This window comes from Enterobacter sp. 940_PEND, from assembly GCF_001059415.1.
In the GTDB taxonomy this organism is placed as follows: domain Bacteria; phylum Pseudomonadota; class Gammaproteobacteria; order Enterobacterales; family Enterobacteriaceae; genus Enterobacter; species Enterobacter cloacae_M.
Map to the genome: position 1 here is coordinate 1 of NZ_JUMS01000079.1, position 26,275 is coordinate 26,275.

The window sequence follows — 26,275 nt, forward strand, 5'->3', positions numbered from 1 at the left end:
GTGATCTGATCCTTCAACTCAGCAAAAGTTCGATTTATTCAACAAAGCCCCATCATATACTCAGTCGCTCCGCCCGCTATCTCGCCACCAACGTATCCACCTGCAGCAGCCCCAACAATGGAGCAGGCGAGCAGTCCTACGCCCCCCGTCGCAACACCAAGCGCAACGCAGACACAAGCACCTGCCATTGCTCCGTATTTACCACCGTAAATACCCCCTGCCAGGCTTGCACCAAAGCTGCTGTATTTTTTCACAGCGACTTTAGAGCAACTCTGCTCTCGTCCTACGGTGCAGGCATTGTAAACTTCATTAGTGGTATTTGCACCTGCAAAACCTATTGCAAGCCACCCTCCCGCTTTAAGAAAACGAGCGGCCTTAGAGGCATTATCGATATAAGTTGAATAACCACGAATAGAGGCGACCCCGGCTGTACTCCATACATGTACAATGGATCTGCTTGACAAGCCTAATGCATGCTTCAATTCGTTATAGGGTTTCATCTTTAAGGTCAGTCGGGACAATTTGTTTAATAAACCATCCAACTCAGAAAAGAGGCGCTGACGCTCAACAAAAAACTGTTGGCTTATCAATGTCCCTTGTGCTCTGTACTGATTCTGGTAAGCCAATTCAATGGATTTAAGTTTTTTTCTATTTCACTAAAATATTTTTCACCTGCATCAGCAACGACACCAAGGGACTTATCCATAAAATTAGTGACTGCAGCTATGGTACTAAAATGTTGATTAAAGAAATTCGCTTCACCAGAGTTAAGATCGGCCAGAGCACCGTTGACTTTCTTTTTAGCGAGCTGTAATTGCATAAGCTGCACAGAATTATTACTTCCCGGCGGATCAAGAATCAACATCTGCCCAGGTTTTGACCACTGCGCATCACTATTAACCTGCATGAAATAACGTGCAGCATCACTATTTGGATCGTTGAATAAAAGCCTTGCCTGGAAATCCAGGGTTCCGGGCTGCTGAACAATACAATATCCCGGATTAACTAATGATTGACTAGCCATATTCATTCCCTTTGATTTTTACAAAAACGCTCACAAATAAGCATACACATTTAAATAAAAACGGAGTTGAATTAGTATCCAAAGGTTGACACTTTCTTAAAAACATCAACATTTGAAAACGCTCCTATTCTATTCTGGCTAGCGATAATTCGCCTCTAGAATTTACACTGAGAATAAAGCGAGCCGCATATCGAACAAATGAATTAATCATAATGACCGGGGAAAACTCCCCGGTCACATACGCAGTTACGCTTCTTTGTTTTCTTTGATGTTCCAGCCAGCGCTGCTTTCAGCACCTTTACCACCAGACGTGGTCTGCTCCCAGTACTGCTGTTTCACTTTCGCAGCCTGGAATGCATAGGTCACACCAACGGTATCGCCGTTGTCTGCACCGGTGTACTGAACAGAGGTGACCAGCACATCTTCCAGCGTGATGCGGGAGTATTCCACCTGCTGGCCGCCGGCTTTACAGACGGACAGCTCAACTTTGGTCAGGTGTTTACCGCTGGCGCAGTGTTTCAGGATAGCGGTGGTGGATTTGTCGATCAGCGCGTTAACGTGCAGGTCGTTAAAGTTAACTTTACCGGCACCGCCGCCACCGCCAACGCTCATATTACCTGGCTGGGAAGCGCCCCAGGAGAAGGAGGTAATATCAGTCCAGCCGGTGTGGTTAGAATCTTTAGATTCGCCCGTAACACCCTCGACCTTCAGAAACATATCAATAGCCATAATATCTACTCTTCGTGGATGAACAATATTGCTTTCGAAAAAGCACTTATATGGCAAACAGGAAAGCATGGGGCTGAATAAAACCGTCCATATTTTACCTCTGCCTCATATCAAATGACCCGTGTCATTTGACAGTCTTACATTCCCCCTGAATGAACGGAAAGAATGTGAAGTCTTTACTACTGCGGGTTATCCTGAATCCAGGTGCGATCTGGATTTCCGATAATTAATTGAGGTACCAGCTTGTTAAGTTCGTCACTATGATAAAGACGCAGGCAATTTAACGTAACGCCTTTTACATCGGGCTTTCGTTCGGCATGAAAGCCGTTAATGTGATCTTTGTATTTTCCAATGAGCGCATCCATTTTCTCAGTGCCATTTTCAGCATCAAAAGGAATCCACTCAATGAATGCACTCGCACTGCGGGCAGCATCAGCAGAAAACTGGCCGCCTTTATCTGCTACCTGCGCCAGGCAACGCGCCAGAACAAAATCTTTTAAAACCTGCCGGTATGTTTGCTGCTGATAAAAATCAGGATAGTTATTTCCGGAATACACATAAAAAGTCATAAACACGAGGAAAAAAAAGAAACGTTTCACCTTATATCCTTTGCCACAGGACCCACAGCGCATCAGTCCGCGTAAAATACTAACTTCTCTTTTTCCATTTTTCTGCGACAACGTATATCCCTATCGCTAATGCATTAAGTCCAGTGCATAAAAATCCATGCATTGCGATTCGCGGGACTTCTGCCGACCAGTCAAAGATAAACAGATAGTAGCCGGATACCGTCACAAACAGCATGAATGAAATTATTAGCAACGTATAAATGGCTAAATAGCTGATGAATTTTCGTATCAACGCTTTCACTGTCAAATTCATTAGCTATCTCGTATTGACCGAAAAGTAGCCGGCCCAATGGGCCGGCTACACTCATCACGCGTCTTTCGTCTTCAGCGACGGCAGTTTAGAAACCAGACGCAGGGAAACGGTCAGACCTTCCAGCTGGTAGTGAGGACGCAGGAAGAACTTCGCGGCGTAGTAGCCCGGGTTATCTTCAATCTCCTGCACCTGCACTTCCGCAGCGGCCAGCGGTTTACGGGACTTAGTCTCCTGAGAGGAGTTCGCCGGGTCACCGTCGACGTAGTTCATGACCCAGTCGTTCAGCCAGCGCTCCATCTCTTCGCGCTCGCGGAAGGAGCCGATTTTGTCGCGCACGATGCACTTCAGGTAGTGGGCAAAGCGGCAGCAGGCGAACAGGTACGGCAGACGAGAGGCCAGACGCGCGTTGGCGGTGGCATCCGGGTCGTGGTACTCGGCCGGCTTCTGCAGCGACTGCGCGCCGATGAAGGCGGCAAAGTCGGAGTTTTTGCGGTGAACCAGCGGCATAAAGCCGTTTTTCGCCAGCTCGGCTTCACGACGATCGCTGATGGCGATCTCGGTCGGGCACTTCATGTCCACGCCGCCGTCATCGCTCGGGAAGGTGTGGCACGGCAGGTTTTCCACCGCCCCGCCGGACTCCACGCCGCGAATCGAGGTGCACCAGCCGTACTCTTTGAAGGAGCGGTTGATGTTGGCAGCCATCGCATAGGCGGCGTTCGCCCAGGAGTAGCTGTTGTGGTTCGCGCCGTCGGTCTGCTCTTCAAAGTCAAAGCTGTCGACCGGGTTGGTGCGAATGCCGTACGGCAGGCGCGACAGGAAGCGCGGCATCACCAGGCCCAGATAGCGGGCATCTTCGGATTCACGCAGCGAACGCCAGGCGGCGTATTCGGTGTTCTGGAAGATTTTGGTCAGGTCGCGCGGGTTAGCCAGCTCCTGCCAGGACTCCATCTGCATCACGCCCGGTGCGGTACCGGTGATAAACGGACAGTGCGCCGCAGAGCCGATGCGCGCCATTTCGCCCAGCAGCTCAACGTCCTGCGGGCTGTGGTCGAAGTAGTAGTCGCCGACGATGCAGCCAAACGGCTCGCCGCCGAACTGACCGTACTCCTGCTCGTAGATTTTCTTGAAGATCGGGCTCTGGTCCCAGCCCACGCCCTTGAAGCGCTTCAGGGTGCGGCCCAGCTCCTGCTTGGAGATGCTCATAAAGCGGATCTTCAGCATCTCGTCAGTTTCAGTGTTGTTCACCAGGTAGCTCAGGCCGCGCCAGGCGCTCTCCAGCTTCTGAAACTCTTCGTGGTGAATGATCTGGTTTACCTGCTGCGACAGCTGCTCGTCGATACCGGCGATCAGGTTCTGAATGGTGCGGTAGGTGTCGTTGGAGAAAGTGACGGTGTTTTCCAGCGCCTGCTGCGCCAGCGTTTTAACCGCGCTTTCTACGGCTGAACGGGCCTGATCGGTTTTTGGGCGGAACTCTTTGTTCAGCAGCGCGCTGAACTCATCCTGGCTGAACGCCTGACCCGCCTGCTGCTCGTGTTGTTGAGTCTGGTTGCTCATCGATTATTCCTCGCTACCTTTCGCGCTTTCGTCATTTTTCGGCAACTGGCTCAGGGATTTGAGCAGCGTCGGATCCTGCAGAATTTTAGCGATCAGCTCTTCCGCACCGTTTTTGCCGTCCATATAGGTCAGCAGGTTGGAGAGCTGGGTACGCGCTTCCAGCAGCTTATTCAGCGGCTCAACCTTGCGGGCCACCGCATCCGGCAGGAAGTCGTCCATGCTGTCAAAGGTCAGATCCACGTTGAGCTTGCCTTCGCCGGTCAGGGTGTTATCCACCTGGAACGCCACGCGCGGCTTAAGCGCCTTCATGCGTTCGTCAAAGTTGTCGATGTCGATTTCGAGGAATTTACGCTCGTCGACGGCCGGCAGATTTTCAACCGGTTTGCCGACCAGATCGGCCATGACGCCCATCACAAACGGCAGCTGAATCTTACGTTCTGCACCGTAGATCTCTACGTCGTACTCGATCTGCACGCGGGGGGCACGGTTACGTGCGATGAATTTCTGCCCACTGTTACTCATTGCCATGATGTTCTCCATCAAAGATGCGCGGTGAAGGTGAAACGGCAGGCTCCATGCCTGTCGTCATAATGCCTGGACGCGTTATTCGCGGCGCCCAAAGATGTTTTCAAGTTGGTTAACGCCGTCTGGCGCCAGGTCGCGAATAATGTCCATAAAGTTAAGTTCTGACAGCCGCTGCACCCGTTCAATCATCAGCGGTGCGGGGTGGCTCGGTTCGTACTGCGCAAAATACTGCTTCGCTTTTTCCAGCATCAGCTGCGCGTCGGCGCGGCTGGTGATCTGCACGCTGCGCCAGTCGGTGACCGGCTGAACGGGCTGCATTGCCGCCGACTGCTGCTCGGCCTGGGGTTCTGCCTGCGCCTCGCGGTTCGGCAGCAGCTTGCTGATGTCGGTTACCTGACACGCGCTGGCGACCAGTCCGACGGTTTTCAGCAGCTGTTCCATCTCGGGCACGCCGCTTTCACCGAGATGCCCGGTGAGAAGCTCGCGAATCGCCAGCAGACGTTGGTTAATGACGATAACCGCGGCGGTGCCGGGCTGGTCGCCGCGGGCCAGCTCGTCAATCAGCCGTGGACGGCCGCCGGGATAGTCCGGACATTCCGTCTTGCTGCCGTCCAGCAGGGCCTGGGCATCCCGGAGCGAAATTTCATCGCCGTTTGAACGCAGAAGCGAGGCGTTCCGCACGGCGACGGTGAGGTCGGATTTATCGCTCAGCCCTGCCAGGGCGTTAATGCGATAGAACGGATCGGTTTCGCCATACTCTTCCAGCAGCGGATAGAGCGTCTCCCAGTAACGGGCGATCGCCTCCTGCACCAGCAATAATCCGTCCGCGTAGCCCGCAAGCCCGCGGCGGCGCGTCCAGGCATGGGTTAACGCCAGCAGTACGCGAAGATCTTTGGTGCGGGTCAGCAGGCTGGTGGCGTATTTTTCCACCGTGTTCCAGTCAGCGGGCTCTGCCGGGATAATGGTGTCGCCAAACTGCTGTTCCGCTTTGCCCTGACTGGCCTGATTCATGATCTGGAAGTCGGCGTCGTACTCCAGGTTTTCGCCGCAGGGTTTTTCGGGGCTTATTGGCGCGAGAAATTCTTCGATATTCATGAGATCCCTGCTTATTCAAACATGGGCGGATAAAGACCGTGACGCCCCGGACGGGCGCCCCCTGCCGGGTCGAACAGCAGGGTGAAAAGCTGCCCGGTAAAGTTACCGCTGTGCACGTGGGTGTACAGCGGGTAGCCGTCGCAGCGGTTGGTCCACCAGTAGCTGGTCTGGCGCAGCGGATCAAAACACTCAGCCGCCTGAGGCCAGCCCAGCGTGCTCTGGCCGTCCTCGTCATAGCCAATCACATCAAGGATGTCGGAACGCTTTTGCGGCTCGACGGGCTGCGGCGCCGGGATGGTCATCAGCATCTCATCCAGCTGCGAGGCGGAAAAACTGTTGCGCACCGCGTGCAGCCCCAGGCGCCCAATCTGCTGGTACCAGCTTTCGGCCTGGCTGAGCAGGCTGGTCGACCACTCTGACGGGGCGAAGCTCAGCTGAAGGCAAACCGGGTACTGGCGGCCAACGCTGTCGCGGCCCGGCAGCAGGCAGCCCATCTGGATCATCTGGCTGCCCAGCATGGGCGGTACCACAAAATTCCAGACTGGCGCTTTATGAAACTGGCGCTCGCCGCTGCGCTGCTCTTCCTGCTGCCAGGCCAGCAGACCGACCTGGAACCAGTGTGACCACTGGCGCTGTAAAGTGTCAGGAAAGCGACGCTGCAAAAAATCTCCGGCGCTGGGTAACTTGCCATACCAGCTGTAGCGGTTCATCGCAGGGGTATTCGTCATACGGCTGTCCTTGCGGTTATGGGCATGAGAAACGGGGAAGCTGGAACGGGTTACGAATGCTGTTAGGCGCAAACTCCAGCGTGACCTGATGTCCGTCGACGTTGAAGGTGGCCTGACGGCTCAGGCTACCCGCGCCCGGGCTGGTGCTCGCTTTATCAAAGAAGCGGTTGAGCGCCCAGGCGCCGTTGGTGACCAGCGTCGCCGTGCTGCCGTTCGCCAGCCCCAGCTGCATGCGTACCTGGTTGGTGCCGCCCGGCCCCGGCCAGTTCATGATCTGCACGGCCTGCGGGCCGTGGCTGTAGCGCAGCAGCTGGCCGTCGACGTCCAGCGTCAGGTTCAGAATGGAGTTATCCATTCGCACGGTGCGAACCGTCACCTTGAAGGACGGCGTCGTGGCGCCATTAGCAAAGAAAGCGTCGCGAATCGACTGGGCCTGCTGGAACGGTCTCAGCAGCCCTTCGCTTCCCGGCAGCGTTTTACCGTCGATGCCCGGCATAAAGCGCCAGTTTGCCTGCGTGGTATCCACTTTATTGGTCAGATTGTCGCGGAAGAAAGCGTCCATCAGCCCGGTTCCCGGCGCAAACATGCGCGCGAGATCGTCAGGGGTGACCTCGGTGCTGGCGCTGCGCACCAGCGGGTAGCGACCGGCGATCGCCTGACGGCAGAATCCTCCCACCTCAACGTTAATACGCTTCCGCACGTTTTCGAGGTCGCGGCGCTGGGTATCGCTGCTGGCGCCCACTGCCATATTGCTGAACATAGTTTGTAGCCCGCCCGGCAGGCGACCGGCGCTGGCCTGCAGGCGGCTGATCGCCTCTCCGCCCGGTGCCGGCATGCCGCTGTTGGCCGCGTCCTGAACCGCGGTCAGGTAGCGATAGAGCTCATCCACCTGCTTGAGAAAATCATCAAACACGATGGTCTTCCCGCCCTTCTCCAGCGGCTGCGCCAGCTCAATCATCGGTGCGTAGTGGTCGGTGACCAGCTGTTCCGGCGCCTGGGTAACCACGGCGGCCTGGGTCGGCGCAGCGTCATTGTTGCTGAACAGCGCTTCCAGCGTGCGGGTGGCGCGGTTGCTCTGATCCTGCGCTTTGCCCGCATCTTCCGGCGCTGGCGCATTGCGCGACAGCGTCAGGACCTGGCTCAGGTTCTGCACCAGACGGCGCAGCGGCGAGTTTGCGCCGGAGAGCAGGCGCGCGGTGTTGATGCGCTGGGAGAGATCGGCGCTGTTATTGAGCTGAATGTCGGCGAGGAAGCGATCCCAGTTCGCGATAAAGTCGCGCATGTAGAGCTGGCGCACGGCGTTATCGATCTGCTGTTTATCCTCCTGCGCCGTCGCGGCCCCCAGCACCCAGGCGTCGTCCTCGTGCAGGGCGGTGGTTACGCTGTCAATCTGGCCGTTAAAGCTTTTCCAGTAACCGTCCGGGGTATACAGACCCGGCACGCCTTCGCTCACCGGCTTGCCGCTTTTGCGTGAAAACACCAGCTCGCTCTGCGGTCCGCCCAGGTCGGAAAGGGAGACCGGCTTGAGGTTGTCATCATGCTCCAGCAGGCGTTTGAGGCGACCGTATACGCGCGTGGAGAGCGGCTGCTGATTGATCATCGCTCTTTCGCGGGCAACCAGGGATTCATCCTGCGCGTACGGCGAGGCCTGAATTTTCGGTTCCAGCAGCTGCGTCAGGTGCCATTCAAGCTGCTGCAGCTGCGCCTTCGTGACGTTCTGCGGAAGATTTCGCTGCAGGTTGAGCATCACCCACGAATGCAGGAATTTGCCGTCGTAGTGCTTCGGCTGATACAGCATCTGATAGGCTTTCAGCGCTTCATAGCTGTATTCCACGTCGCTGCCGTTGTCGTTGCGCAACCAGGTGGTGATGTGCATGGCAACGGCAGGCAACAGCATCTGATCCAGCGCTTTCTGGTACAGCGACTGCGAGGCATCGCTGACGTCATCTCCGCGGTAGAGCCCCATACGGCGGGATACGGGCGGATCGTTCACATCAAACGCGTCGCTTTTCGGCAGATCCACCAGACCGTTCAGCAGCGGCAGCAGATCGAACAGGTCACGCTGGGTCTGGTTCTGCAGCGACTTGCTCTGCTGGTCCAGCAGCGGCACCTTCGCATCCACCTCTTCCAGATAGGCCTTGTTTTTGGCATAGCTGGTCAGCCACAGACCGCCGAGGATAACCAGCAGGGCCAGCAGCGCCGCGTAGCCGGACCAGATCACCGCCCGGTTGCGCAGCTCCCACCAGCGGTTTTCGCCCGCGATCCCGGCTTCCTGGAAGATGACGTTTTGCAGGAGGTTCTTAATGAAGAAACTCTGACCTTTTGCCCCCGGGATCGGCGCTTCTTTGCTGACCGAATCCCAGTTATCCGCCTCTCCCCCTTCCGGCAGCGACAGCGCGCGGTTCAGTTCGCCCATCACGCGGTCGAACGGCATGCCTTCCTGAGTCCCGCTGGCGAAGTAGATCCCGCGCGGAGAGAACTCGGTTTCGAAGTTGGAGCGGGCGAAGACCGTGCTCAGGTAGTCCGCCAGTAGCGGACGCAGCGCGGCGAACTCCTGCGGGAAGAGATACGCTTCGGCGCGGGTTTTCGCGTCGTGCTCTTTCAGCATGGTTTCCGGCAGCCCGGCATCGAGGCGCTGCTGCAGCAGAGAAAACTCCTGCTGGAAGTTGCCCATCAGGTCGTAATCGGCGTGTTTGGTTTGCTCCCACGGCAGGGTAAAGCCCCAGATCTGGTCGCGCTGCGCTTTGTCGTAGTCGGCAAACCAGGCGCGGAAGCCTTTAAGCAGGTCGGCCTTGGTCACCATCACGTAGACAGGGAAGCGAATACCCAGCTGTTCATGCAGCTCGGACAGACGCTGGCGCAGGTTTACCGCCTGCTGGCGGGACGCCTCGGCGGACTGGGTGAGCAGGTCAGAAATGCTGATGGTGATGATGACGCCGTTGATCGGCTGGCGGCGGCGATACTTACGCAGCAGGTTGATGAACTCCAGCCATTCGCCGGCGTCCTGTACCTGCTCGCTCTCCTGGGTGGTATAGCGGCCCGCCGTGTCCAGCAGCACCGCCTCATTGGTAAACCACCAGTCGCAGTTACGCGTGCCGCCAATGCCCCGCAGCGCGGTCTTACCGAAGCGATCGGCCAGCGGGAACTGCAGCCCGGAGTTAACCAGCGCCGTGGTTTTACCGGAGCCCGGCGCGCCGATAATGACGTACCACGGCAGCTGATAGAGATATTGCGTGCTGAAGCGCTGCGTCCACTGCGCGCCCTGGCCCGCTTTGCTGAAGTGCGCTTTTTTCAGCATCTGCGCGGCTTCATCAAAGCGGCTGGCGAGGATCTGCTCCTCGCTGTTCAGCCGCTTCTGCGGGTCCGCCGCTTCCGGGCTGGCGGTGTTCTCCTTGAGCTTGTCCATCAGCTTGCGGTTAAGCCAGGCATTGTACAGGCGCGGCAGAATGTGGCCCTGCGCCCAGAGCAGATAGACCACGGCGATGCTGATAATGCGGTTCTGTTCAGACTCAAGCGGTCGGGTGTCCACGATGGACAACAGGGGACCAATCATCCAGATCACCGCCGCAAGCGCCGTTACGCCGAGGAAGCTCCACAGAATGCGGTTGGTCAAGATGGAAAGAAGTGTAGTCAGCATCCTTAGTTTCCTTGCGGCAATCCGTTCAGCTCGGCCTGAGTGTTTTCAGGCGACACCAGCAGAGTAATTTCCACACGGCGGTTACGGGCGCGGTTTTCAGGCGTCGTGTTCGGCGCCACCGGGTTAATCTCGCCCCGCCCTTCCGCTTTCACGCGGCCAGGCTGAGAGAGGCTTCCCTGCAGCATTTTCTGTACCGAGCGGGCGCGTTCCAGAGAGAGTTCATAGTTCGAGGCAAAGCGCGCGCTGCGGATCGGCACGTTGTCGCTGTAGCCCACCACCAGAATTTTGCCGCTGACGTTATTCATCGCCTGCGCAATGCGGTTGATGACCGGTTCATAGCGGTCACGCACGACGGTCGAGGCGGAGGCAAACAGCCCGTCGCCCTTCAGGATAACGACGCTGCGATCCGCTTCGTCTTTCACCGCGACCAGGCCAGCCTCGATTTCAGGCTTCAGGAAGCCGCGCAGGTTCAGCACCGCTGGCAGCTGACGGGCCGGCTGCTGAATAGTGGTTTCCGGCAGCTGGGACTGGTAAATCTTCGCCAGCACCGGGTTGGTGTTATCGCCAAGACGCCAGTTAAGCACGATATAAAACAGACAGGCGATAAACCCGGACAGCGCCACGCAGGCCCACAGGGGAACCATCGGCCGCCAGAGCTTGCGCAGCACCGGACGATCTTCCGGATGGGGAGAAAGCGGAGGCGGATAGCTGCCGCGCACGCCGCGGATCATCTGCCACAGCCGCTGCTTGATGGTTTCAAGCTGCGTGCGGCCATTATCAAGTACCCGATAGCGTCCTTCGAAGCCCAGCAGCAGGCAGTAGTTGATCATCTCCAGCAGCAGAATATGCTCGCGCGGGTTCTGCGACAGGCGCGCCAGCAGCTGGAAGAACTTCTCACCGCCCCAGGTTTCGTTATGGAAGGTCACCAGCAGACCGTTGCTTGACCAGACGCCGCTGCTGCCCCAGGGGGTGAGCGCGGCGGCCTCATCGAGCGCCGTACACAGGCAGTAACGCGCCCCGACGATCACTTCGTAGGGCAGCCCCGCCTGCTGGCAGCGGACTTCGAAACGGCGAATCTCATCGATCAGGCGCTGGCGTAACGCCACCTGATCGTCATGGGAGACCGAATGACGGATCTGCGGAATCGCGTTGAGCAGCGGATTGGCGGCCGCCACCAGCTGATTGTTGCTACTGGCCCCGGTAAACGCGGCATCACTGCCGGTGTCCTGTCGTTCCTGCATATTAAGCGCTCGCTTTATTATTCTGTCGGGCTACGGATGGCCCAAAACTCCATATCCAGCCCCGGGAACTCCCCTGCAAGATGCAGGGCGAATGCGCCGGACTTATCCATCTCGTGCCACAGCTCGCTGCCCTTCTCCAGTTCAAAGTAGCTGTAGCCGGCATGCCACGGGATCTGCGGCGGCGCGACCGGCATGGCGCGCAGCATAATGCCCGGCAGTTGAAGCTGAACCAGATCGCGGATTTTCGAGACCGGCGCGACCTTCATCTGCGCCGGGAAATGGGTTTGCAGATGTTCGCCTGGCACATTGGCTTTTACCGCCAGCACGAAGCCGAACTCGCGCACCATGCTGGTTTCAGGCACCGTAGCGATGTTCAGGCCATGGGAGCGTTCGTTCAGCGGGAGCTGAATCGCGTGGTCTTCCATCACCAGCGACAGCCCCTGACGCAGCATCAGCATCAGTTTGCTGAAGCAGTTTGCCAGATCGTCATGATCGTAAATCGGCAGCACGCTTTCGGCGGTACGCTGCGACGTCCAGGTGGCTAGCTCGGTCGCAAACGGCAGCCAGCTGCGCCAGAGCGTTTCGGGATGCAGCAGCGGGAGGGTTTTTAAATGAGATACTTCGCCCAGATGACGGTTAACCAGCGACAGCAGCGTGAACTCAATCAGTTCGGAGGTGTTAAAGCGGCCAGGCTGGCGCAGACGACCGCCAATTTGCTGGCTGCGCTGGACCAGCAGACCGTGCAGATCGTTGATCATGCTGTAGATCTGCGGGCTGTTGTTGGCGTTGAGCATCGGCGGGATGTAGCTGTTGTCGAGCCGCACGTGGTTGTCGTTACGTTTCTCCGTCACAAACGCCACGCCGATGGCGGTCCATTCCGCCGTGAGGTCTTTTTCCAGCATCAGGGTCAGACGCAGGCGGCCAAACTGGACGGTGGCATCCCCCACCGACATGGCGTTGTCGTCTTCCACCTCTTGCTCGAAAGCGATGAAGCGCGCCAGCGAGGCCTGCTCTTCGCTAAAAATCACCTCTTCTCTCTCGCCGCGACGAACAGGCAGCGCGAGCACCACCTTTTCGTTGGTGAGGTTGTCAGGAATTTTCAGCGGTACAGGACCGTTGCGCCCGTTACGCACCTGGAAAAAGGTGCCGTCCGGCAGCAGGCCACTGCAGTAGCTCAGGGCAATGCATCCCTGACGAAGCATCGCTTCATCCAGTTCAACGTCAAGAAAGCCCCAGAGATACGACCGCTGTAGCGCGCCCCATTCACGAACATGGTTGAGCAGATAGCTTTCAGTCCGCTGAAAATGGTGTGGACGCAGGAACATGCCTTCGGTCCAGACGACCTTTTCTGCTTTCGTCATGATGATGTGTTTCCTGTGTTGAAGCGCGTTACTGGCTGATGACCCGAATGCCGTTCACGTCGAGAAAAACGTTGGCCTGAAGTTCATCCGCGGACCATTTCCAGAACTGGTAGATATGATTTTCGCCAGGCACAGGCAGAGGGAGTGAAACGCGCCATTTTTTGCCATCCAGCATCTGATACTCCGCCATCACGCCGATGTAGCGGGCCTCCGGAGAGCTTTGCCCGCTGAGGGTTTTGGACAGCTGTCCCGGCATCAGGAAGAACACGTCGCTGTTCAGCAGATTCGCGCCAAGCGTGGCTGACGCGTTGTTCTGCAGGGAGTAGAAGTCGCTGGACATGAAATCCGCATCGGATTTCAGCAGCAGCACCCGGACCTTAAGCGGCGCAGATTCATTGATTTGTGGATGAGCCTGAAACTGCAGATTGTAGCGGGAGGGGTCGCTGTGTGAAGACGACGTACAACCACTGACCAGGGCGAAAATCACCGCGTAAAAGAATAACCACAGCTTATGAAAATTTTTATTATTCATAAAAATGCGCTCATGCAAGCCGTTTAGTTCAGGATCCAGGTACCGTTAGCGCTGTCTTTGCAGGCTTTGCTGTTGCCATCGACGTCGACACAGGTCGCTTTTTTACGCGCCTTCGGACGAATGGCCTGTTTACGCACGGCGGCGTCGTACAGGTCGGCCTTGATCACGGCGCGCATCGGGACGTAACCAATCAGCTGATCGTTACCTTCATCGGCAAGCGCCATCCAGTAGTGTTCAACCTGACCCAGCACCACGTAGGTTTTTCCGGTGTCGAGAGTACGGATAACTTTGCCGCCGAAGTCAGGACGGCTCATCAGGGAGGCTGGATACATGGCGCGATACGGTTCGTTGACCGGGTTGAACTCCGCAGGCGGCGCCACAGCGTGACGGTGGGTTAAGGTCACGCCGTTGACCTGGCTGGTCTCGATCGTATCGTCGTTGATCACAGGTTTCTGCGGCGCTTTACAGCCCGCCACCGCCATTACAAACAGAAGTGAAAACAGTACGCGCATTTTCATATGCTTTTCCGTAGCGATATTTCGATGATGAAGATAAGGGGGTGAAGTTTGACTTAGGTGCTATTGTTAAAATAGCCAGGATATTTTCGGGACGTTACTATTTTAAGGGCATAGCTACCGCACGAGCCCTTCAGAATAAGGCCCGGTGTCTTCCTGACATATTTTGACAAACGGTAAACAAGTTTACATGAGCTTCGTCTCAATTCAATATTTACCGGTACGTAACTGTTGGTAAATGAAGCAGTCGGAAAATTATAGGATTAATCCTATGAAAAAACCCGATACGACCTACGCCCTTTTATTTTTTAGCCACACAACATTACAACCACATGTTTTATATACGGAAAATACAAAAGAGAACCACTTTCATTAACGCAATACGGCTATTATCGCCACTACCATAATTAGTAGAATTCGCGTATTGGTGAGGTCAGCAGAATATAAGAACCATGAATTATTTGTTGCACTAAAAGGGTATCTTTAATATTGAATGCACGCGACAACGTGAAGGTAACTATTTCACTTATGTTGCACGACGTTAATTTCACGACTCAAAATAACTTTATATTTCGCGTTGCGACAATTACCCCGTCAGGCCTGAATTTTAATCGTCAATCATTAAGCCTGAGTTAACCATCCTGACATTATCGCAGCAGAAAATGCTCGCAATAGCCCGCCAGCTGCGAACATTGTTTATTGCTGCCGCCCACAGGCTTCATTCGAAATTTTATTGCTGCTACATCCTCTCCTGCTCGCCCCATCTATCTTGCCTACCGTTTGATAGATAAGATTTATTATTAAAATGATAAAATTTCGTTATAATTTCTTTAAATATTTAAGCATCAGATACGATAAAACTCTGTAATAAAACGAATTTAAGATAAAGCATTTTTCCACACCGCATGCGCATAGCCATCCGGTCGTCATTGCTTTTACTTATCGTCCGTTGCAGCGTTTTTATGGGTTCAGACGTTGTGTGACCGAAGAAATCAGGAGTGGGTATGAATAAGAAAAGACGCTCGGTGCCGGGTATCAGACACTATGACGGTCCTGCCGGAGGCTGGGGCGCGTTAAAAGCGACGGCCATCGCGGTACGTACCCAAATGGATACCTTTGATGCTCCCGCCACGCTTCTGCGCACCAACCAGCCTGACGGTTTTGACTGCCCGGGCTGCGCGTGGCCGGATAAAGAACACAAGTCGACGTTCCAGTTCTGCGAGAACGGCGCCAAAGCGGTGACCTGGGAAGCGACAAGCAAACGCGTCACCCCCGCGTTTCTGGCCGAAAACAGCGTCTCCTCGCTGCTGGCAAAATCGGACTTTGAGCTGGAGGGCTACGGTCGACTCACGCACCCCCTGCGCTATGATCTGGCGAGCGACACCTTCCGCCCCGTCGACTGGGACGAGGCGTTTCAACGCATCGGCGACGTATTGCGCGGGCTCGAACCGGACCAGGTCGAGTTCTATACCTCCGGACGCGCCTCTAACGAAGCGGCTTATCTGTTCCAGCTGTTTGCTCGCGAATACGGCACCAACAACTTCCCCGACTGCTCGAATATGTGTCACGAGGCCACCAGCGTCGGTTTGCCCCGTTCGATCGGCATTGGGAAAGGGACCGTCTCGCTGGACGACTTCGACAAGACGGAGCTGGTGATCTCCATCGGCCATAACCCCGGCACCAACCATCCGCGAATGATGGGGACCCTCCACGAGCTGGCCCGCCGCAGCGTGCCGATTATCGTCTTTAACCCTCTGCGCGAGCGCGCGCTGGAACGTTTTGCGGACCCGCAAAGCGTGATTGAGATGGCGACCTACAGCTCCACGGATATCGCCTCGACCTATTTCCAGGTGAAGGCCGGAGGCGATGCCGCCGCGCTGAAAGGCATTGCCAAACACCTTCTCGAAATGGAGGCCGAGCGCGGTGGCGTGCTGGATCATGCATTTATTGCCGAACACACCCAGGGCATTGAGGACTTCGCCGCCGATATCGCGCAAACCCGCTGGGACGAGATCGAACGCGAGTCAGGTCTCAGTCAGGCGGCGCTCAAAAAGGTAGCCGAGGCCTATGCGAAATCGAATGCCACCATCATTACCTACGGGATGGGCATTACCCAGCACAATAAAGGCACGGCGAACGTCCGCCTGATTGCCGACCTGCTGCTGCTGCGCGGGAATATCGGCAAGCCCGGCGCGGGAATATGCCCGCTGCGCGGCCACTCAAACGTGCAGGGGAACCGTACCGTCGGGATTAGCGAGAAACCCACGCCGGCCTTCCTGAACAGTCTCAAAGACGTGTTCGGCTTTGAGCCTCCATCGCACCACGGACACGACGCGGTGCAGGCCACGCAGGCGATGATCGACGGCCGCGCGAAGGCGCTCATCTGCCTCGGGGGTAATTTTGCCGTCGCAATGCCCGATCATGAACGCGGTTTTCCGGCGATGGGTAACCTGGATTTGAGCGTTCACGTCGGGACCAAGCTGAACCGTACCCATCTGCTGGTGGGCAAAGAGACCTTTATTTTCCCGTGTCTTGGCCGTACCGAGCTGGATGTTCAAGCCACCGGCCGCCAGTCCATTACCGTCGAAGACTCGATGTCGATGGTCCATGCCTCATCCGGCAAGCTGAAACCCGCCTCGCCGCTGCTTCGGTCAGAACCCGCTATCGTCGCGGGCATGGCGAAAGCCACCCTGCCGGATACCCGCGTGGACTGGATGACGCTGGTTGAGGATTACGACCGCATCCGCGATCTGATCGAGCAGACCATTCCGGGCTTTGAGAACTACAACGCGCGGATCCGCGTTCCCGGCGGCTTCCGCATGCCGCTGCCGCCGACGCAGCGCATCTGGCCAACGGCGACGGGAAAAGCGATGTTCTCGGTGTTCGACGGCGTTCACGAGAACGCCAGCGGCGAAGGTGAGCATGTTCTGCGGTTAATCACGCTGCGCAGCCACGACCAGTACAACACCACCATTTACGCTCTGGACGACCGCTACCGCGGCGTGTTTGGCCGCCGCGACGTGCTGTTTATGAACGAAGACGATATGGCGCAGTCAGGCCTGGAACACGGCGACCGCGTGGATATCGAAACCGCCCTCCCCGGCAGCGTTCAGCGTCTGAAAGACATTACCGTGGTGGCGTACAACATCGCGCCGGGCACCGTCGGCGCCTATTACCCGGAGGCCAACGTGCTGGTGCCGCTTGATTATCTGGATAAGGACAGCGGTACGCCGTCGTATAAATCCGTTCCGGTTCGCATCACCCTGCGCTCGAAAGAGATCCGCATGCTGTAAGGCTGCTCGCGCAGAGATAATGATGGATATTAAACAGTTAAAATATTTAATCGCACTCGACGAGACCCGCCACTTTGGTAAAGCGGCCTCGCAGTGCAACGTCACCCAGCCGACTCTCTCCATGCGCATCCGCAGCCTGGAAGAGGAGCTGGGGCTGGTGCTGATCGTGCGCGGGCAGCGCTTTGAAGGGTTTACGCCGGAGGGTGAACGCATCCTCGCGTGGGCCCGTGCCCTGCTTGCCGCGCACGACGGGTTACAGGCGGAAGCCGCGCTGTGTAAAGGCCAGGTGGTGGGCGAATTACGTCTGGGGATGGTGCCGCTGGCGAGCGTGGATCCGATGATCTTTATTCGCCTGCTGACGCGAAAATACCCGGAGCTGACCTACAGCCTCTATTCCATGTCCTCAGCGCAGATTGCCGACGGCGTCAGTCGCAATCAGCTTGAGCTGGGAATTTGCTACCTCAACAGCATCGACACCAGCCTGTTTGACGTTATCCAGCTGCCAAAAACCAAGATGGGCCTGCTGCACGACGTCCGCCATTTTCAGCTCGGCCAGGCAACGCTGACGTGGCACGACCTGACGGATTTTCCGCTGGGGTTCCTGACCAAAGGGATGCATTACCGGGCGCATATGGAGGCCAGCTTTAAATCTGCAGGCATCGAACCGACGTCCGTTTTCGAGAGCGACTCGACGTTCCAGATCATTCAGGCGGTTCAGAGCGGCGTGTGCTGCGCCGTCATGCCGCTGAACAACGGGCTGGAGGCGCTGAACAGCAACTTCAGGATTGTCCCCATCGCCGACGCAAACATTGAGGCTCCCGTCGGCCTGATTATGCGCAGGCAGAAGCCGGTCTCCTCGCTGGCGCTGCGCTGCTTTACCGACGCGCAGGAGATTTATCACGCGGACAATGAGGCGTAGGCGTCGCGCGTCACCACGCTAAAACCGTCGATCAGCACCGCGTCGCGCACCTCCCGGTATTCCGGCGCATCCACCAGCTCGCGGAGCGCATCGCGAATAGCGTTAAGCGTTTCAGGCGAGGTGTTATGCGAGGTGATCAGCGGCAGTCCCGGCGTCAGCGGGGTGCGGTCAATGACCGCCAGCCCCGCAAGCCGTTCCGGCTCATGGCGCTGCAGCAGTGCCCAGGTCACACAGTCGATGGCCGCGATATCCCCCGCCCCGCGTTTGACATCAATCAGCGACTGGCGATGGCTGCCGCTAAACGACGTTTGCGCAAAAAATTGACCGCCGCTCGCCAGGGGAGCCACTTTTTTTCGCAGCGCATTGTAACCAGACTGGGAATCCGGGGAATTACAGACCGCCCGACGTCCGCGAAAATCCGCCAGCGTGAGGTGCCGATCTTCCTCGCGCACCGTCAGAAAGCTGCGGTACTGGATCCCTTCGCAGCCCGGTGCCGCGTAGTGAAAACAGCCGACCACCTGCACGTCCGGGAGCAGCGTGACCAGCGGATAACCGCAGGTCTGGCTGAGGATAAGCGCAGGCTGTTGCCAGTGGCTCAGCAGATCGGATTCCGGCCAACCGGGGTCACGATCGACGGACACACCGCGCGCGGCCAGCAGCCCCTTTACCGCCAGCCAGAGGACGCGGGTGTCGGCGCGATCCACGGCATACATGGGAAACGCCAGCAGGTTACTCATACCCTTCCCCCTGTTGTTTTGCGGGATGAACGGTGACGTCGACGGGTCTGACCCAGAACTGACGCAGCCATTCACCATAGCCCCTGACGAGAAAACCGTGGTTTCGCCGCTGGTACGCCTCCCGGTTTTGCTCGTAGATGGCCTTCAGCCCGTACCAGGGAACGCCCGGCAGATCGTGATGCACTGAATGGTAGTTGAGATTCAAAAACAGCACCCGCCAGAACAGCCCCGCCTCATTAATAACGGAGCGCGCCAGCGGGTCGTCCGCCGCGCGATGTTCGAAAAACGATCGGACCTTGGTCAGCGCCAGCGCCGGATAGCTGACGGCCAGCACAAACCAGACGGGTGAAAAACCGGTACGCGTCATCCAGGCGAAGAGCGCCACCAGCAGCAAAACGTGAACCAGCCACATCGCCATCGCCCTCAGGTGAAGGTGGCGAAATGCCGCCACGGCGCTGCCCAGCGTCTGAAGGATATCCAGCAGCGGTGCCAGCATCAGCCGTCCGGCAAAGGTATTCCGGGCCCTGATAAGCCGTTTCTGCCAGGGAGAAAAGCGCGCCCAGCTCTCGTCGGTAAAATAGTACGACTCCGGGTCATCCACCGGATGGGTCAGGCTATGGTGCCGATGATGGGCGAGATGGGAGTCCCGGTACAGGCCATACGGATACCAGACCGCCAGCGGGAGCGTGCCGAACAGCTGGTTAAGCCAGGCAAAACGCGTGGGGTGCCCGTGGATCAGCTCATGCTGCAGGGACATGTACCAGGCGGTAAACCCGATGAGCAGCAGCGTGGCGGGCAGCAGGCCGAGCGTTTGCCAGAACGCCAGCGTGGCAAACCAGCCGGCATAAATCGTGATTATCAACAGCCACGTGGGCAGTTCGCTTCGCCATAAGAAACCCGATGCAAGGTGGCGGATTTGTTCGCGTTGTTGCGGATGTAAATAGAGGGTGCTTCGTTGACTCATTCCTTCAGACGCCGTTTCGCCAGAGATAATTCTCTGACGATCGGGGATAACGCCTGAAATCACAAACAACTTAAATCGCATTGCTTTGCCAGAAACGTGGAGCGCACGCGCTGCTTGACTTATTCTGTGATAAAGGTACTTTTCAGGACATGAAGAAGATCCTGATTATTGTTCCCGACGGCGGCATGCTGTTCGAGGCCGCCGGTATCGCCGATATTCTGATGCAGGCCAACCGGCTGCATCCGGAAGGGCTTGCGCAGCCGCGCTACCGGATTATCATCGCCACCACCCAGCCTCACCAGGTGATCCACGGCCAGTCCGGCCTGAATCTGCTGGCGGACTATCGCCTGCCGGAGCTGGATCCGCGTGAACCGCTGGACACCATTATCATCACCGGACGCGGCATGAACGAGCAGGAGAGCACGGCGGTGGTGGACTGGCTGCACCTCGCTGCGCCGCACGCCCGGCGGGTAGCCTCTATCTGCGGCGGCGCGATGCTGCTGGCCCAGACCGGCCTGCTGGACGGTCGCAGGGCGACCACCCACTGGCGGCTGCTGGAGACGATGCAAGCCCAGTATCCGGCTATCCACGTCGAAGGCGGTCCGCTGTATATTCAGGATGGCCCCATCTGGACCTCCGGCGGCGTGAGTTCCGGGTTCGATCTGACCCTGGCGCTGGTGGAAGACGACTACGGATTTACCCTCGCCCGCGACGTGGCGCAGGATATGGTGATGTATCTGCGCCGTCCCGGCGGCCAGCTGCAGTTCAGCCGTTACAGCCTGAAGCAGCCCGGCACATCCGGTCCGATAAGCGAGCTGCAAACCTGGATCCTGCAAAACCTCACCGCCGACCTGTGCGTGGAAAATCTGGCCGAGAAAGCGGCAATGAGCCCGCGTAATTTCACCCGCGTGTTTACCCGCGACGCGGGAGTTTCTCCGGCCCGCTACGTGACCGAAGCACGTCTGGCCGCGGCCCGCCAGCTGCTTGAGCAGACCCATGACTCCCTTGAGCGCGTTGCCGAGCAAAGCGGGTTTGGCACCAGCATTAACCTGCGCCGCATCTTTGAGAAACAGCTTCACCTCACGCCCGGCGAGTACCGCCAGCGCTTCCACTGCCGCAAGATGGCGTAATCTGATCCTTTTTTGTCGTTTACGCCAACCGGCCCGACGCCTACAGTGGCTCCAGACAACAGAGATAAGGAGTGCACCATGGTTAAGGTCGGTATTAACGGTTTCGGCCGTATCGGACGTAATTTCCTGCGCGCGGCGCTGGGTAACCCGGATCTGCAGATTGTGGCCATTAACGATCTGACGGACAGTAAAACCCTCGCCCACCTGCTGAAGCATGATTCCCTTCTGGGCAAACTGCCCGCGCCCGTTGAAGCGGCTGACGGCGCGCTGCAGGTAGACGGGCAGCGGATCGTCGTATTTAGCGAACGCGATCCGGCGAATATCCCTTGGCGTGACGTCGGCGTTGACGTGGTGATTGAGGCCACCGGCTTCTTTACCGAGCGGGAAAAAGCGGCGGTGCATATCACCCACGGCGGCGCCAAGCGCGTCATCATTTCCGCCCCCGGGAAGAACGACGACCTGACGATTGTGATGGGGGTTAATCACGAGCAGTACGATCCAGCCCGTCACGCGGTGGTGAGTAACGGGAGTTGCACCACGAACGGCCTGGCGCCTGCCGCTCAGGTGCTGCATCAGCAGTTCGGGATTGAGCATGGCCTGATGAACACCACGCATGCCTACACCAATAGCCAAGCGCTGCACGATCAGCCGGAGAAAGATCTGCGCGGCGCGCGCGCGGCGGCGCTGTCGATTGTGCCTTACTCAAGCGGCGCGGCAAAAGCGCTGGGGAAAGTGATCCCATCCCTTGACGGCAAACTGACCGGGTACTCCCTGCGCGTGCCGGTGCCGGTGGTGTCGATTGTGGATTTAACGGTAACGCTGAGCCGTAACGTAACCGCCGAAGAGGTGAACGAGGCGTTCCGCAACGCGGCCGCCAGCGGGCCACTGAAAGGTATTCTGGGCTATAGCGACGAACCGCTGGTCTCCAGCGATTACCAGGGCGACCCACGCTCCTCGATTATCGACGGGCTTTCCACGCTGGTGATTGGCGGGAACATGGTGAAGATCCTGGCGTGGTACGACAACGAGTGGGGCTTCTCTAACCGTCTGGTTGATCTGGCGGTGTGGATGGATAAGAAAGGGCTGTAAGTCTTACCGTGATGCCGGGTGGCGCTTGCGCTCACCCGGCAAATAATTCAATCCGCCTTCACTTTTACTCCCATAAGCACAATCACCATCGCCGTTACCAGCAAAAGACCGCTGCCCGCGAATACGCCGCTGGCACCGTTGAGGTCAAATACCGCCCCGCCCCCGGCCGCACCGGCACTGATTGCCAGCTGAATTGAGGCCACCAGCAGCCCGCCTGCACTTTCGGCTTCATCCGGTACGGTGGTAGCAAGCCAGGTTGACCAGCCCACCGGAACCAGACCAAATGCAAAGCCCCACAGCGCGACCAGGAACCCGTCCAGCATCGCCAGATGACCAAACGCCACCATCGTGAGCGCGAGAACGCCCATCGCGAACGGCACCAGCGCCAGCGTCAGGCGCAGATTGCGTGCCAGCAGATGCCCGGCAACGGAGGTGCCGACAAAGTTGGCGAGCCCAAAGCCGAGCAGGATCAGCGAAATGGTTTCAACGCTCGCCTGCCCCACCGTTTCCAGGAACGGGCGCAGGTAGGTAAAGAAGGCGAAATGGCCGCTGAAGATCAGGATGGTCGCCAGCATGCCGCCGATCATCCCCGGACGACGCAGCACGCGGAACAGCGTACTCAGGCTGCCGCTGCTCTCCGGCTTCATGGACGGCAGGACCCAGAGCTGCCACAGCAGCGCCAGCATGCTCGGCAGAATGCAGAGAACAAAGACGTTGCGCCAGCCGATCAGGCTGCCCAGATAGCTGCCGAGCGGCGCCGCGACCACCGTGGCTATCGATACGCTGGAAAATATCACCGCCAGCGCCTTCGGCACTTTATCCGCCGGAACCAGACGCATCGTGGTCGCCGTCGACATCGCCCAGAATCCCCCGATGGCGATCCCCAGCAGCAGGCGGCCCATCAGCAGGACGTGCAGGTTGGGCGCAAAGGCTACCAGCAGGCTGGAGATAATTTGCAGCACCGAGAAAAACATCAGCACCCAGCGGCGGTCGATGCTTTTGGTCGCCGGCGTAATCAGCAGTCCGGTCACCAGCGCCACCAGCGCGGTGGCGGTGACGGCCTGTCCGGCCATTCCCTCACTCACGCCCAGGCTCGCGGCCATCGGCGTTAACAGACTGGCGGGCAGAAATTCTGCCGTAATCAAACCAAACACCCCCAGCCCCAGTGAATAGACGGCCCGCCAGGCGGGTTTTGCAGGCGCTACCGCCTCGCTCGCCGCGACACATGAATTCATCTGTTTTTCTCCCGTTATAAAAATGTGACAACTGTCGCAAAAGCATAGAAGGTTCACCCTGGACGATCTATGACATATAATCTCCACTTATTGATTATTCGTCCGGAGTTGCGCCATGACCGTACAGTCACCCGATCTGATCAGCGAACTTCTACGCGGCATGCGTCTGTCAGGGGTGAAATACCGGCGGATCCAGGCCAGCGCGCCGTTTGGCGTCGCCTTCCATCAGGCGCCCGGCAAAGCGCAGTTTCATTTCGTGAGCCACGGCAGCGCCCTGCTGCGAATGGAGAGCGGTGCGGCCTTTCAGCTGAGCAGCGGAGACGCCCTCTTTATTCCAGGCGGCAATTCCCATGCCCTGCTCTCCGACGAGCGGGCCACCATTACCCCTGTCAGCGACTTTCCCAGCGAGCCTATCTGCAGCTCGGTGTGTGCCATCACCTGCGAGCCCTGCCCGGAAAGCGAGAACACCATCATCTTTAGCGGGTGCATGGATTTTGAGCTGGGCGGGATGCAGCCGCTGATCAAGGCGATGCCGGAAGTGATGATGGTCAGCCGGCTGATGTCCACCTGGCCGGAGATCCACCCGCTGCTGGCGGCGATGGAGCGGGAATCCGTGGCGCGTCAGGCCGGGTATGCCGGTATCCTTGCGCGTCTGGCCGACGTGGTGGCGGCGTTAATCGTGCGCGGCTGGGTTGAAGGCGGGTGTGGTAAAGCCACCGGCTGGGTGCAGGTTCTGCGTGACCCGCGCCTGAGCCGGGCCATTTACGCCATGCACCAGCAGCCCGGCCTGAACTGGAGCGTGGCGGATCTGGCAAAAGAAGCGGGCACGTCCCGTTCCGTGTTCGCCGAACGGTTCCTGGCCGCGACGGGAACCACCCCGGCAAAATATCTCAGCGAGCTGAGGATGCGACTGGCCATCCAGTACATTCGCCACGAAAATCAGCCGATTGAAACCGTCGCGCTGCGGCTGGGGTACGGCTCTCTGGCGGCGTTTAGCCGGGCATTTAAGCGCATCATTGGACAGGCGCCGGGCACGCTGCGGGAAGCCAGCCAGACGCCGGAAGAGGTCTGACGGGCAGGCAATTATTAACGCGAAGCGGGCAATATTCGTCTAAGGTTTTCAGGTGATTGACAACAGCGGTCACGCTGTTTAGTGAAGACAGGAGACGAACTGATGATAAGACCTCGTACACTACGCCCCGCATTCTTGCCCCTTGCGTTAGGAGGCGCGCTGCTCGGCGTCACTACTTTCGGTTATGCCGACGATAGCCCCGCAGCCCAGACAACCTCACCCGATATTTTGCTGGGCCCGCTGTTTAACGATGTGCAAAGCGCCAAACTGTTTCCCGATCAGAAAACCTTCGCGGATGCCGTCCCCAAAAGCGACCCGCTAATGATTCTGGCGGATTACCGGATGCAGCACACGCAGTCCAGCTTTGACTTACGCCACTTTGTCGAGATGAACTTTACGCTCCCTGCGGAAGGGGAAAAATATGTTCCGCCTGCTGGACAAAGTTTACGTGAGCACATCGACGATCTCTGGCCCGTGCTGACGCGCACCACGGATAAAGCCAGCAACAAATGGGATTCCCTGCTGCCGTTACCCAAACCTTACGTTGTGCCCGGCGGACGTTTCCGCGAGGTCTACTACTGGGACAGCTATTTCACCATGCTGGGCCTGGCAGAGAGCGATCACTGGGACAAAATCAGCGACATGGTGGATAACTTTGCGTATGAGATTGATACCTTCGGCCACATTCCCAACGGCAACCGCAGCTATTACCTGAGCCGCTCCCAGCCGCCGTTTTTCTCAATGATGGTTGAACTGCTGGCGACCCACGACAGCGATGCGCTGAAGAAGTACCGTCCGCAGATGGAGAAAGAGTATGCCTACTGGATGGACGGCGTCGACGCCCTTCAGCCGGGGCAGGCTAACAAACGCGTGGTGAAGCTGGACGACGGCGCTATCCTCAACCGCTACTGGGACGAACGCGACACCCCGCGCCCGGAGTCCTGGCTTGACGACGTGAATACCGCCAAAAGTAACCCTAACCGGCCTGCGACCGAGATCTACCGTGATTTGCGTTCCGCTGCGGCCTCGGGCTGGGACTTTAGCTCCCGCTGGATGGACGATCCGCAAAAGCTCGGCACCATCCGAACCACCAGCATTGTCCCCGTGGACCTGAACGCCCTGATGTTCAAGATGGAAAAACTGCTGGCGCGGGCAAGCCAGGAGAGTGGCGACGCCGCCAGCGCAAGCAAATACGAGGCGCTGGCAACGGCGCGTCAGAAAGCCATCGAGAGCCACCTGTGGAATGATAAAGAGGGCTGGTACGCGGATTACGATCTGAAAAGCAAGAAGGTACGCAATCAGCTCACGGCGGCAGCCCTGTTCCCGCTTTACGTGAAGGCGGCGGCGCAGGATCGGGCCGATAAAGTCGCCGCGGCAACTTCATCGCGCCTGTTGAAGCCGGGCGGTATTGCGACCACCACCGTCAATAGCGGCCAGCAGTGGGATGCGCCAAACGGCTGGGCCCCGCTGCAGTGGGTGGCGGCGGAAGGGCTGCAGAATTACGGACAGGAGAAGGTCTCAATGGACGTGACCTGGCGCTTCCTGAAGAACGTTCAGCATACTTACGACCGCGAAAAGAAACTGGTCGAGAAGTATGACGTGTCGACAACCGGTACGGGCGGCGGCGGCGGTGAGTATCCGCTGCAGGACGGCTTCGGCTGGAGCAACGGCGTGACGCTGAAAATGCTGGATCGGGTCTGTCCGAAAGCAAAACCGTGCGACAGCGTGCCGGAGAATCAGCCTGCGGCGAATGAGGAGGCTGCGCCGGTGAAAGCTGCGGCGCAGTAAGGGAGTATTGCCGGGTGGCGACTACGCCTTACCCGGCCTGCGCGTGCTGGCTCTCTCCCTCCGGGAGAAGGTTAGCCAGTAAGTTTTGAGCAGAAGCAATAACGTTGTTTCAGAAGGCCTGAACGCTTTCAGCGATGCCATGGTCCGGCTGTAAATCGCTGAGGCATTTCCTTCCGGCCGGGGCGAGGCGCATGGATGCGCCGAGAGGGCGGGCTTTACAGGGAT

General features: G+C 57.9%; 20 protein-coding genes and 1 pseudogene. 6 read left to right on the plus strand and 15 right to left on the minus strand.

Annotation, left to right across the window (positions count from 1 at the left end):
* Positions 1-38: 38 nt before the first annotated feature.
* From ADJ24_RS25815 to ADJ24_RS11435, 12 genes and pseudogenes are all read right to left on the minus strand, one after another.
* Positions 39-1,024: pseudogene (locus tag ADJ24_RS25815) on the minus strand (hypothetical protein).
* 246 nt (positions 1,025-1,270) lie between these two features.
* On the minus strand, positions 1,271-1,753 hold the full coding sequence (locus ADJ24_RS11385; protein ID WP_008502640.1) for an Hcp family type VI secretion system effector: 483 nt from the start codon (positions 1,751-1,753) through the stop codon (positions 1,271-1,273).
* 179 nt (positions 1,754-1,932) lie between these two features.
* Positions 1,933-2,322: a T6SS amidase immunity protein Tai4 family protein gene (locus ADJ24_RS11390; RefSeq protein ID WP_123244570.1), complete on the minus strand. Its 390-nt coding sequence runs from the start codon at positions 2,320-2,322 to the stop codon at positions 1,933-1,935.
* 367 nt (positions 2,323-2,689) lie between these two features.
* The gene (gene tssC / locus ADJ24_RS11395) at positions 2,690-4,189 is read right to left on the minus strand and encodes a type VI secretion system contractile sheath large subunit (RefSeq protein WP_014884232.1); all 1,500 of its coding nucleotides are present in this window, start codon (positions 4,187-4,189) and stop codon (positions 2,690-2,692) included.
* A 3-nt stretch (positions 4,190-4,192) separates the two neighbouring features.
* Positions 4,193-4,717 (minus strand): type VI secretion system contractile sheath small subunit, encoded by a 525-nt coding sequence (gene tssB / locus ADJ24_RS11400; protein WP_008502644.1) that lies wholly within the window; start codon positions 4,715-4,717, stop codon positions 4,193-4,195.
* A gap of 75 nt (positions 4,718-4,792) precedes the next feature.
* A complete protein-coding gene (gene tssA / locus ADJ24_RS11405) occupies positions 4,793-5,809 on the minus strand; it encodes a type VI secretion system protein TssA (RefSeq protein ID WP_023312157.1) in 1,017 nt (338 codons plus the stop codon).
* Between the two features lie 11 nt (positions 5,810-5,820).
* Positions 5,821-6,537: a type VI secretion system-associated protein TagF gene (gene tagF / locus ADJ24_RS11410; RefSeq protein WP_023312158.1), complete on the minus strand. Its 717-nt coding sequence runs from the start codon at positions 6,535-6,537 to the stop codon at positions 5,821-5,823.
* A gap of 16 nt (positions 6,538-6,553) precedes the next feature.
* Positions 6,554-10,174 (minus strand): type VI secretion system membrane subunit TssM, encoded by a 3,621-nt coding sequence (tssM, locus tag ADJ24_RS11415; RefSeq protein WP_048702484.1) that lies wholly within the window; start codon positions 10,172-10,174, stop codon positions 6,554-6,556.
* A 2-nt stretch (positions 10,175-10,176) separates the two neighbouring features.
* Positions 10,177-11,415 (minus strand): DotU family type VI secretion system protein, encoded by a 1,239-nt coding sequence (locus tag ADJ24_RS11420; protein WP_023312160.1) that lies wholly within the window; start codon positions 11,413-11,415, stop codon positions 10,177-10,179.
* A gap of 17 nt (positions 11,416-11,432) precedes the next feature.
* A complete protein-coding gene (tssK, locus tag ADJ24_RS11425; protein WP_023312161.1) occupies positions 11,433-12,776 on the minus strand; it encodes a type VI secretion system baseplate subunit TssK in 1,344 nt (447 codons plus the stop codon).
* 28 nt (positions 12,777-12,804) lie between these two features.
* Entirely contained in the window at positions 12,805-13,308 is a 504-nt protein-coding gene (tssJ, locus tag ADJ24_RS11430) for a type VI secretion system lipoprotein TssJ (RefSeq protein ID WP_023312162.1), read from the minus strand.
* Positions 13,309-13,331: 23 nt separating this feature from the next.
* On the minus strand, positions 13,332-13,826 hold the full coding sequence (locus tag ADJ24_RS11435; RefSeq protein WP_023312163.1) for a hypothetical protein: 495 nt from the start codon (positions 13,824-13,826) through the stop codon (positions 13,332-13,334).
* Between the two features lie 1,001 nt (positions 13,827-14,827).
* Between ADJ24_RS11435 and ADJ24_RS11440 the strand changes: the two genes are divergently transcribed.
* Together ADJ24_RS11440 and ADJ24_RS11445 are read left to right on the plus strand one after the other, a co-directional pair.
* The gene (locus ADJ24_RS11440; protein ID WP_023312164.1) at positions 14,828-17,116 is read left to right on the plus strand and encodes an FdhF/YdeP family oxidoreductase; all 2,289 of its coding nucleotides are present in this window, start codon (positions 14,828-14,830) and stop codon (positions 17,114-17,116) included.
* Positions 17,117-17,138: 22 nt separating this feature from the next.
* The gene (locus tag ADJ24_RS11445; protein WP_023312165.1) at positions 17,139-18,035 is read left to right on the plus strand and encodes a LysR family transcriptional regulator; all 897 of its coding nucleotides are present in this window, start codon (positions 17,139-17,141) and stop codon (positions 18,033-18,035) included.
* Here the strand turns inward: ADJ24_RS11445 and ADJ24_RS11450 are convergent.
* Together ADJ24_RS11450 and ADJ24_RS11455 are read right to left on the minus strand one after the other, a co-directional pair.
* Entirely contained in the window at positions 18,014-18,772 is a 759-nt protein-coding gene (locus ADJ24_RS11450; protein WP_023312166.1) for a phosphate/phosphite/phosphonate ABC transporter substrate-binding protein, read from the minus strand. The genes ADJ24_RS11445 and ADJ24_RS11450 overlap by 22 nt on opposite strands.
* Positions 18,765-19,736, minus strand: a complete 972-nt coding sequence (locus ADJ24_RS11455) for a fatty acid desaturase (RefSeq protein ID WP_032668503.1) — start codon at positions 19,734-19,736, stop codon at positions 18,765-18,767. Before ADJ24_RS11455 ends, ADJ24_RS11450 begins: the two co-directional genes overlap by 8 nt.
* Before the next feature lie 149 nt (positions 19,737-19,885).
* Between ADJ24_RS11455 and ADJ24_RS11460 the strand changes: the two genes are divergently transcribed.
* Both ADJ24_RS11460 and gap read left to right on the plus strand, forming a co-directional pair.
* Entirely contained in the window at positions 19,886-20,866 is a 981-nt protein-coding gene (locus ADJ24_RS11460) for a GlxA family transcriptional regulator (protein WP_023312168.1), read from the plus strand.
* A 78-nt stretch (positions 20,867-20,944) separates the two neighbouring features.
* Positions 20,945-21,955 (plus strand): type I glyceraldehyde-3-phosphate dehydrogenase, encoded by a 1,011-nt coding sequence (gap, locus tag ADJ24_RS11465; RefSeq protein WP_023312169.1) that lies wholly within the window; start codon positions 20,945-20,947, stop codon positions 21,953-21,955.
* Positions 21,956-22,002: 47 nt separating this feature from the next.
* Here gap and ADJ24_RS11470 read toward each other — a convergent pair whose 3' ends face one another.
* The gene (locus tag ADJ24_RS11470; protein WP_023312170.1) at positions 22,003-23,190 is read right to left on the minus strand and encodes an MFS transporter; all 1,188 of its coding nucleotides are present in this window, start codon (positions 23,188-23,190) and stop codon (positions 22,003-22,005) included.
* A gap of 115 nt (positions 23,191-23,305) precedes the next feature.
* Between ADJ24_RS11470 and ADJ24_RS11475 the strand changes: the two genes are divergently transcribed.
* Positions 23,306-24,262 carry an AraC family transcriptional regulator gene (locus ADJ24_RS11475; protein ID WP_023312171.1) on the plus strand — a complete coding sequence of 319 codons (957 nt, stop codon included), beginning with the start codon at positions 23,306-23,308 and terminating at the stop codon, positions 24,260-24,262.
* Between the two features lie 102 nt (positions 24,263-24,364).
* Complete coding sequence (locus ADJ24_RS11480; RefSeq protein ID WP_023312172.1) at positions 24,365-26,050, plus strand: alpha,alpha-trehalase; 1,686 nt, start codon at positions 24,365-24,367, stop codon at positions 26,048-26,050.
* Positions 26,051-26,275 lie beyond the last annotated feature (225 nt).

Excerpts from the sequence above, each read along its gene's own strand:
- ADJ24_RS11385 (WP_008502640.1), bottom strand. The coding sequence starts at position 1,753 with ATGGCTATTGATATGTTTCTGAAGGTCGAGGGTGTTACGGGCGAATCT.
- ADJ24_RS11390 (WP_123244570.1), bottom strand. The coding sequence starts at position 2,322 with ATGACTTTTTATGTGTATTCCGGAAATAACTATCCTGATTTTTATCAG.
- tssC (WP_014884232.1), bottom strand. The coding sequence starts at position 4,189 with ATGAGCAACCAGACTCAACAACACGAGCAGCAGGCGGGTCAGGCGTTC.
- tssB (WP_008502644.1), bottom strand. The coding sequence starts at position 4,717 with ATGGCAATGAGTAACAGTGGGCAGAAATTCATCGCACGTAACCGTGCC.
- tssA (WP_023312157.1), bottom strand. The coding sequence starts at position 5,809 with ATGAATATCGAAGAATTTCTCGCGCCAATAAGCCCCGAAAAACCCTGC.
- tagF (WP_023312158.1), bottom strand. The coding sequence starts at position 6,537 with ATGACGAATACCCCTGCGATGAACCGCTACAGCTGGTATGGCAAGTTA.
- tssM (WP_048702484.1), bottom strand. The coding sequence starts at position 10,174 with ATGCTGACTACACTTCTTTCCATCTTGACCAACCGCATTCTGTGGAGC.
- ADJ24_RS11420 (WP_023312160.1), bottom strand. The coding sequence starts at position 11,415 with ATGCAGGAACGACAGGACACCGGCAGTGATGCCGCGTTTACCGGGGCC.
- tssK (WP_023312161.1), bottom strand. The coding sequence starts at position 12,776 with ATGACGAAAGCAGAAAAGGTCGTCTGGACCGAAGGCATGTTCCTGCGT.
- tssJ (WP_023312162.1), bottom strand. The coding sequence starts at position 13,308 with ATGAATAATAAAAATTTTCATAAGCTGTGGTTATTCTTTTACGCGGTG.
- ADJ24_RS11435 (WP_023312163.1), bottom strand. The coding sequence starts at position 13,826 with ATGAAAATGCGCGTACTGTTTTCACTTCTGTTTGTAATGGCGGTGGCG.
- ADJ24_RS11440 (WP_023312164.1), top strand. The coding sequence starts at position 14,828 with ATGAATAAGAAAAGACGCTCGGTGCCGGGTATCAGACACTATGACGGT.
- ADJ24_RS11445 (WP_023312165.1), top strand. The coding sequence starts at position 17,139 with ATGGATATTAAACAGTTAAAATATTTAATCGCACTCGACGAGACCCGC.
- ADJ24_RS11450 (WP_023312166.1), bottom strand. The coding sequence starts at position 18,772 with ATGAGTAACCTGCTGGCGTTTCCCATGTATGCCGTGGATCGCGCCGAC.
- ADJ24_RS11455 (WP_032668503.1), bottom strand. The coding sequence starts at position 19,736 with ATGAGTCAACGAAGCACCCTCTATTTACATCCGCAACAACGCGAACAA.
- ADJ24_RS11460 (WP_023312168.1), top strand. The coding sequence starts at position 19,886 with ATGAAGAAGATCCTGATTATTGTTCCCGACGGCGGCATGCTGTTCGAG.
- gap (WP_023312169.1), top strand. The coding sequence starts at position 20,945 with ATGGTTAAGGTCGGTATTAACGGTTTCGGCCGTATCGGACGTAATTTC.
- ADJ24_RS11470 (WP_023312170.1), bottom strand. The coding sequence starts at position 23,190 with ATGAATTCATGTGTCGCGGCGAGCGAGGCGGTAGCGCCTGCAAAACCC.
- ADJ24_RS11475 (WP_023312171.1), top strand. The coding sequence starts at position 23,306 with ATGACCGTACAGTCACCCGATCTGATCAGCGAACTTCTACGCGGCATG.
- ADJ24_RS11480 (WP_023312172.1), top strand. The coding sequence starts at position 24,365 with ATGATAAGACCTCGTACACTACGCCCCGCATTCTTGCCCCTTGCGTTA.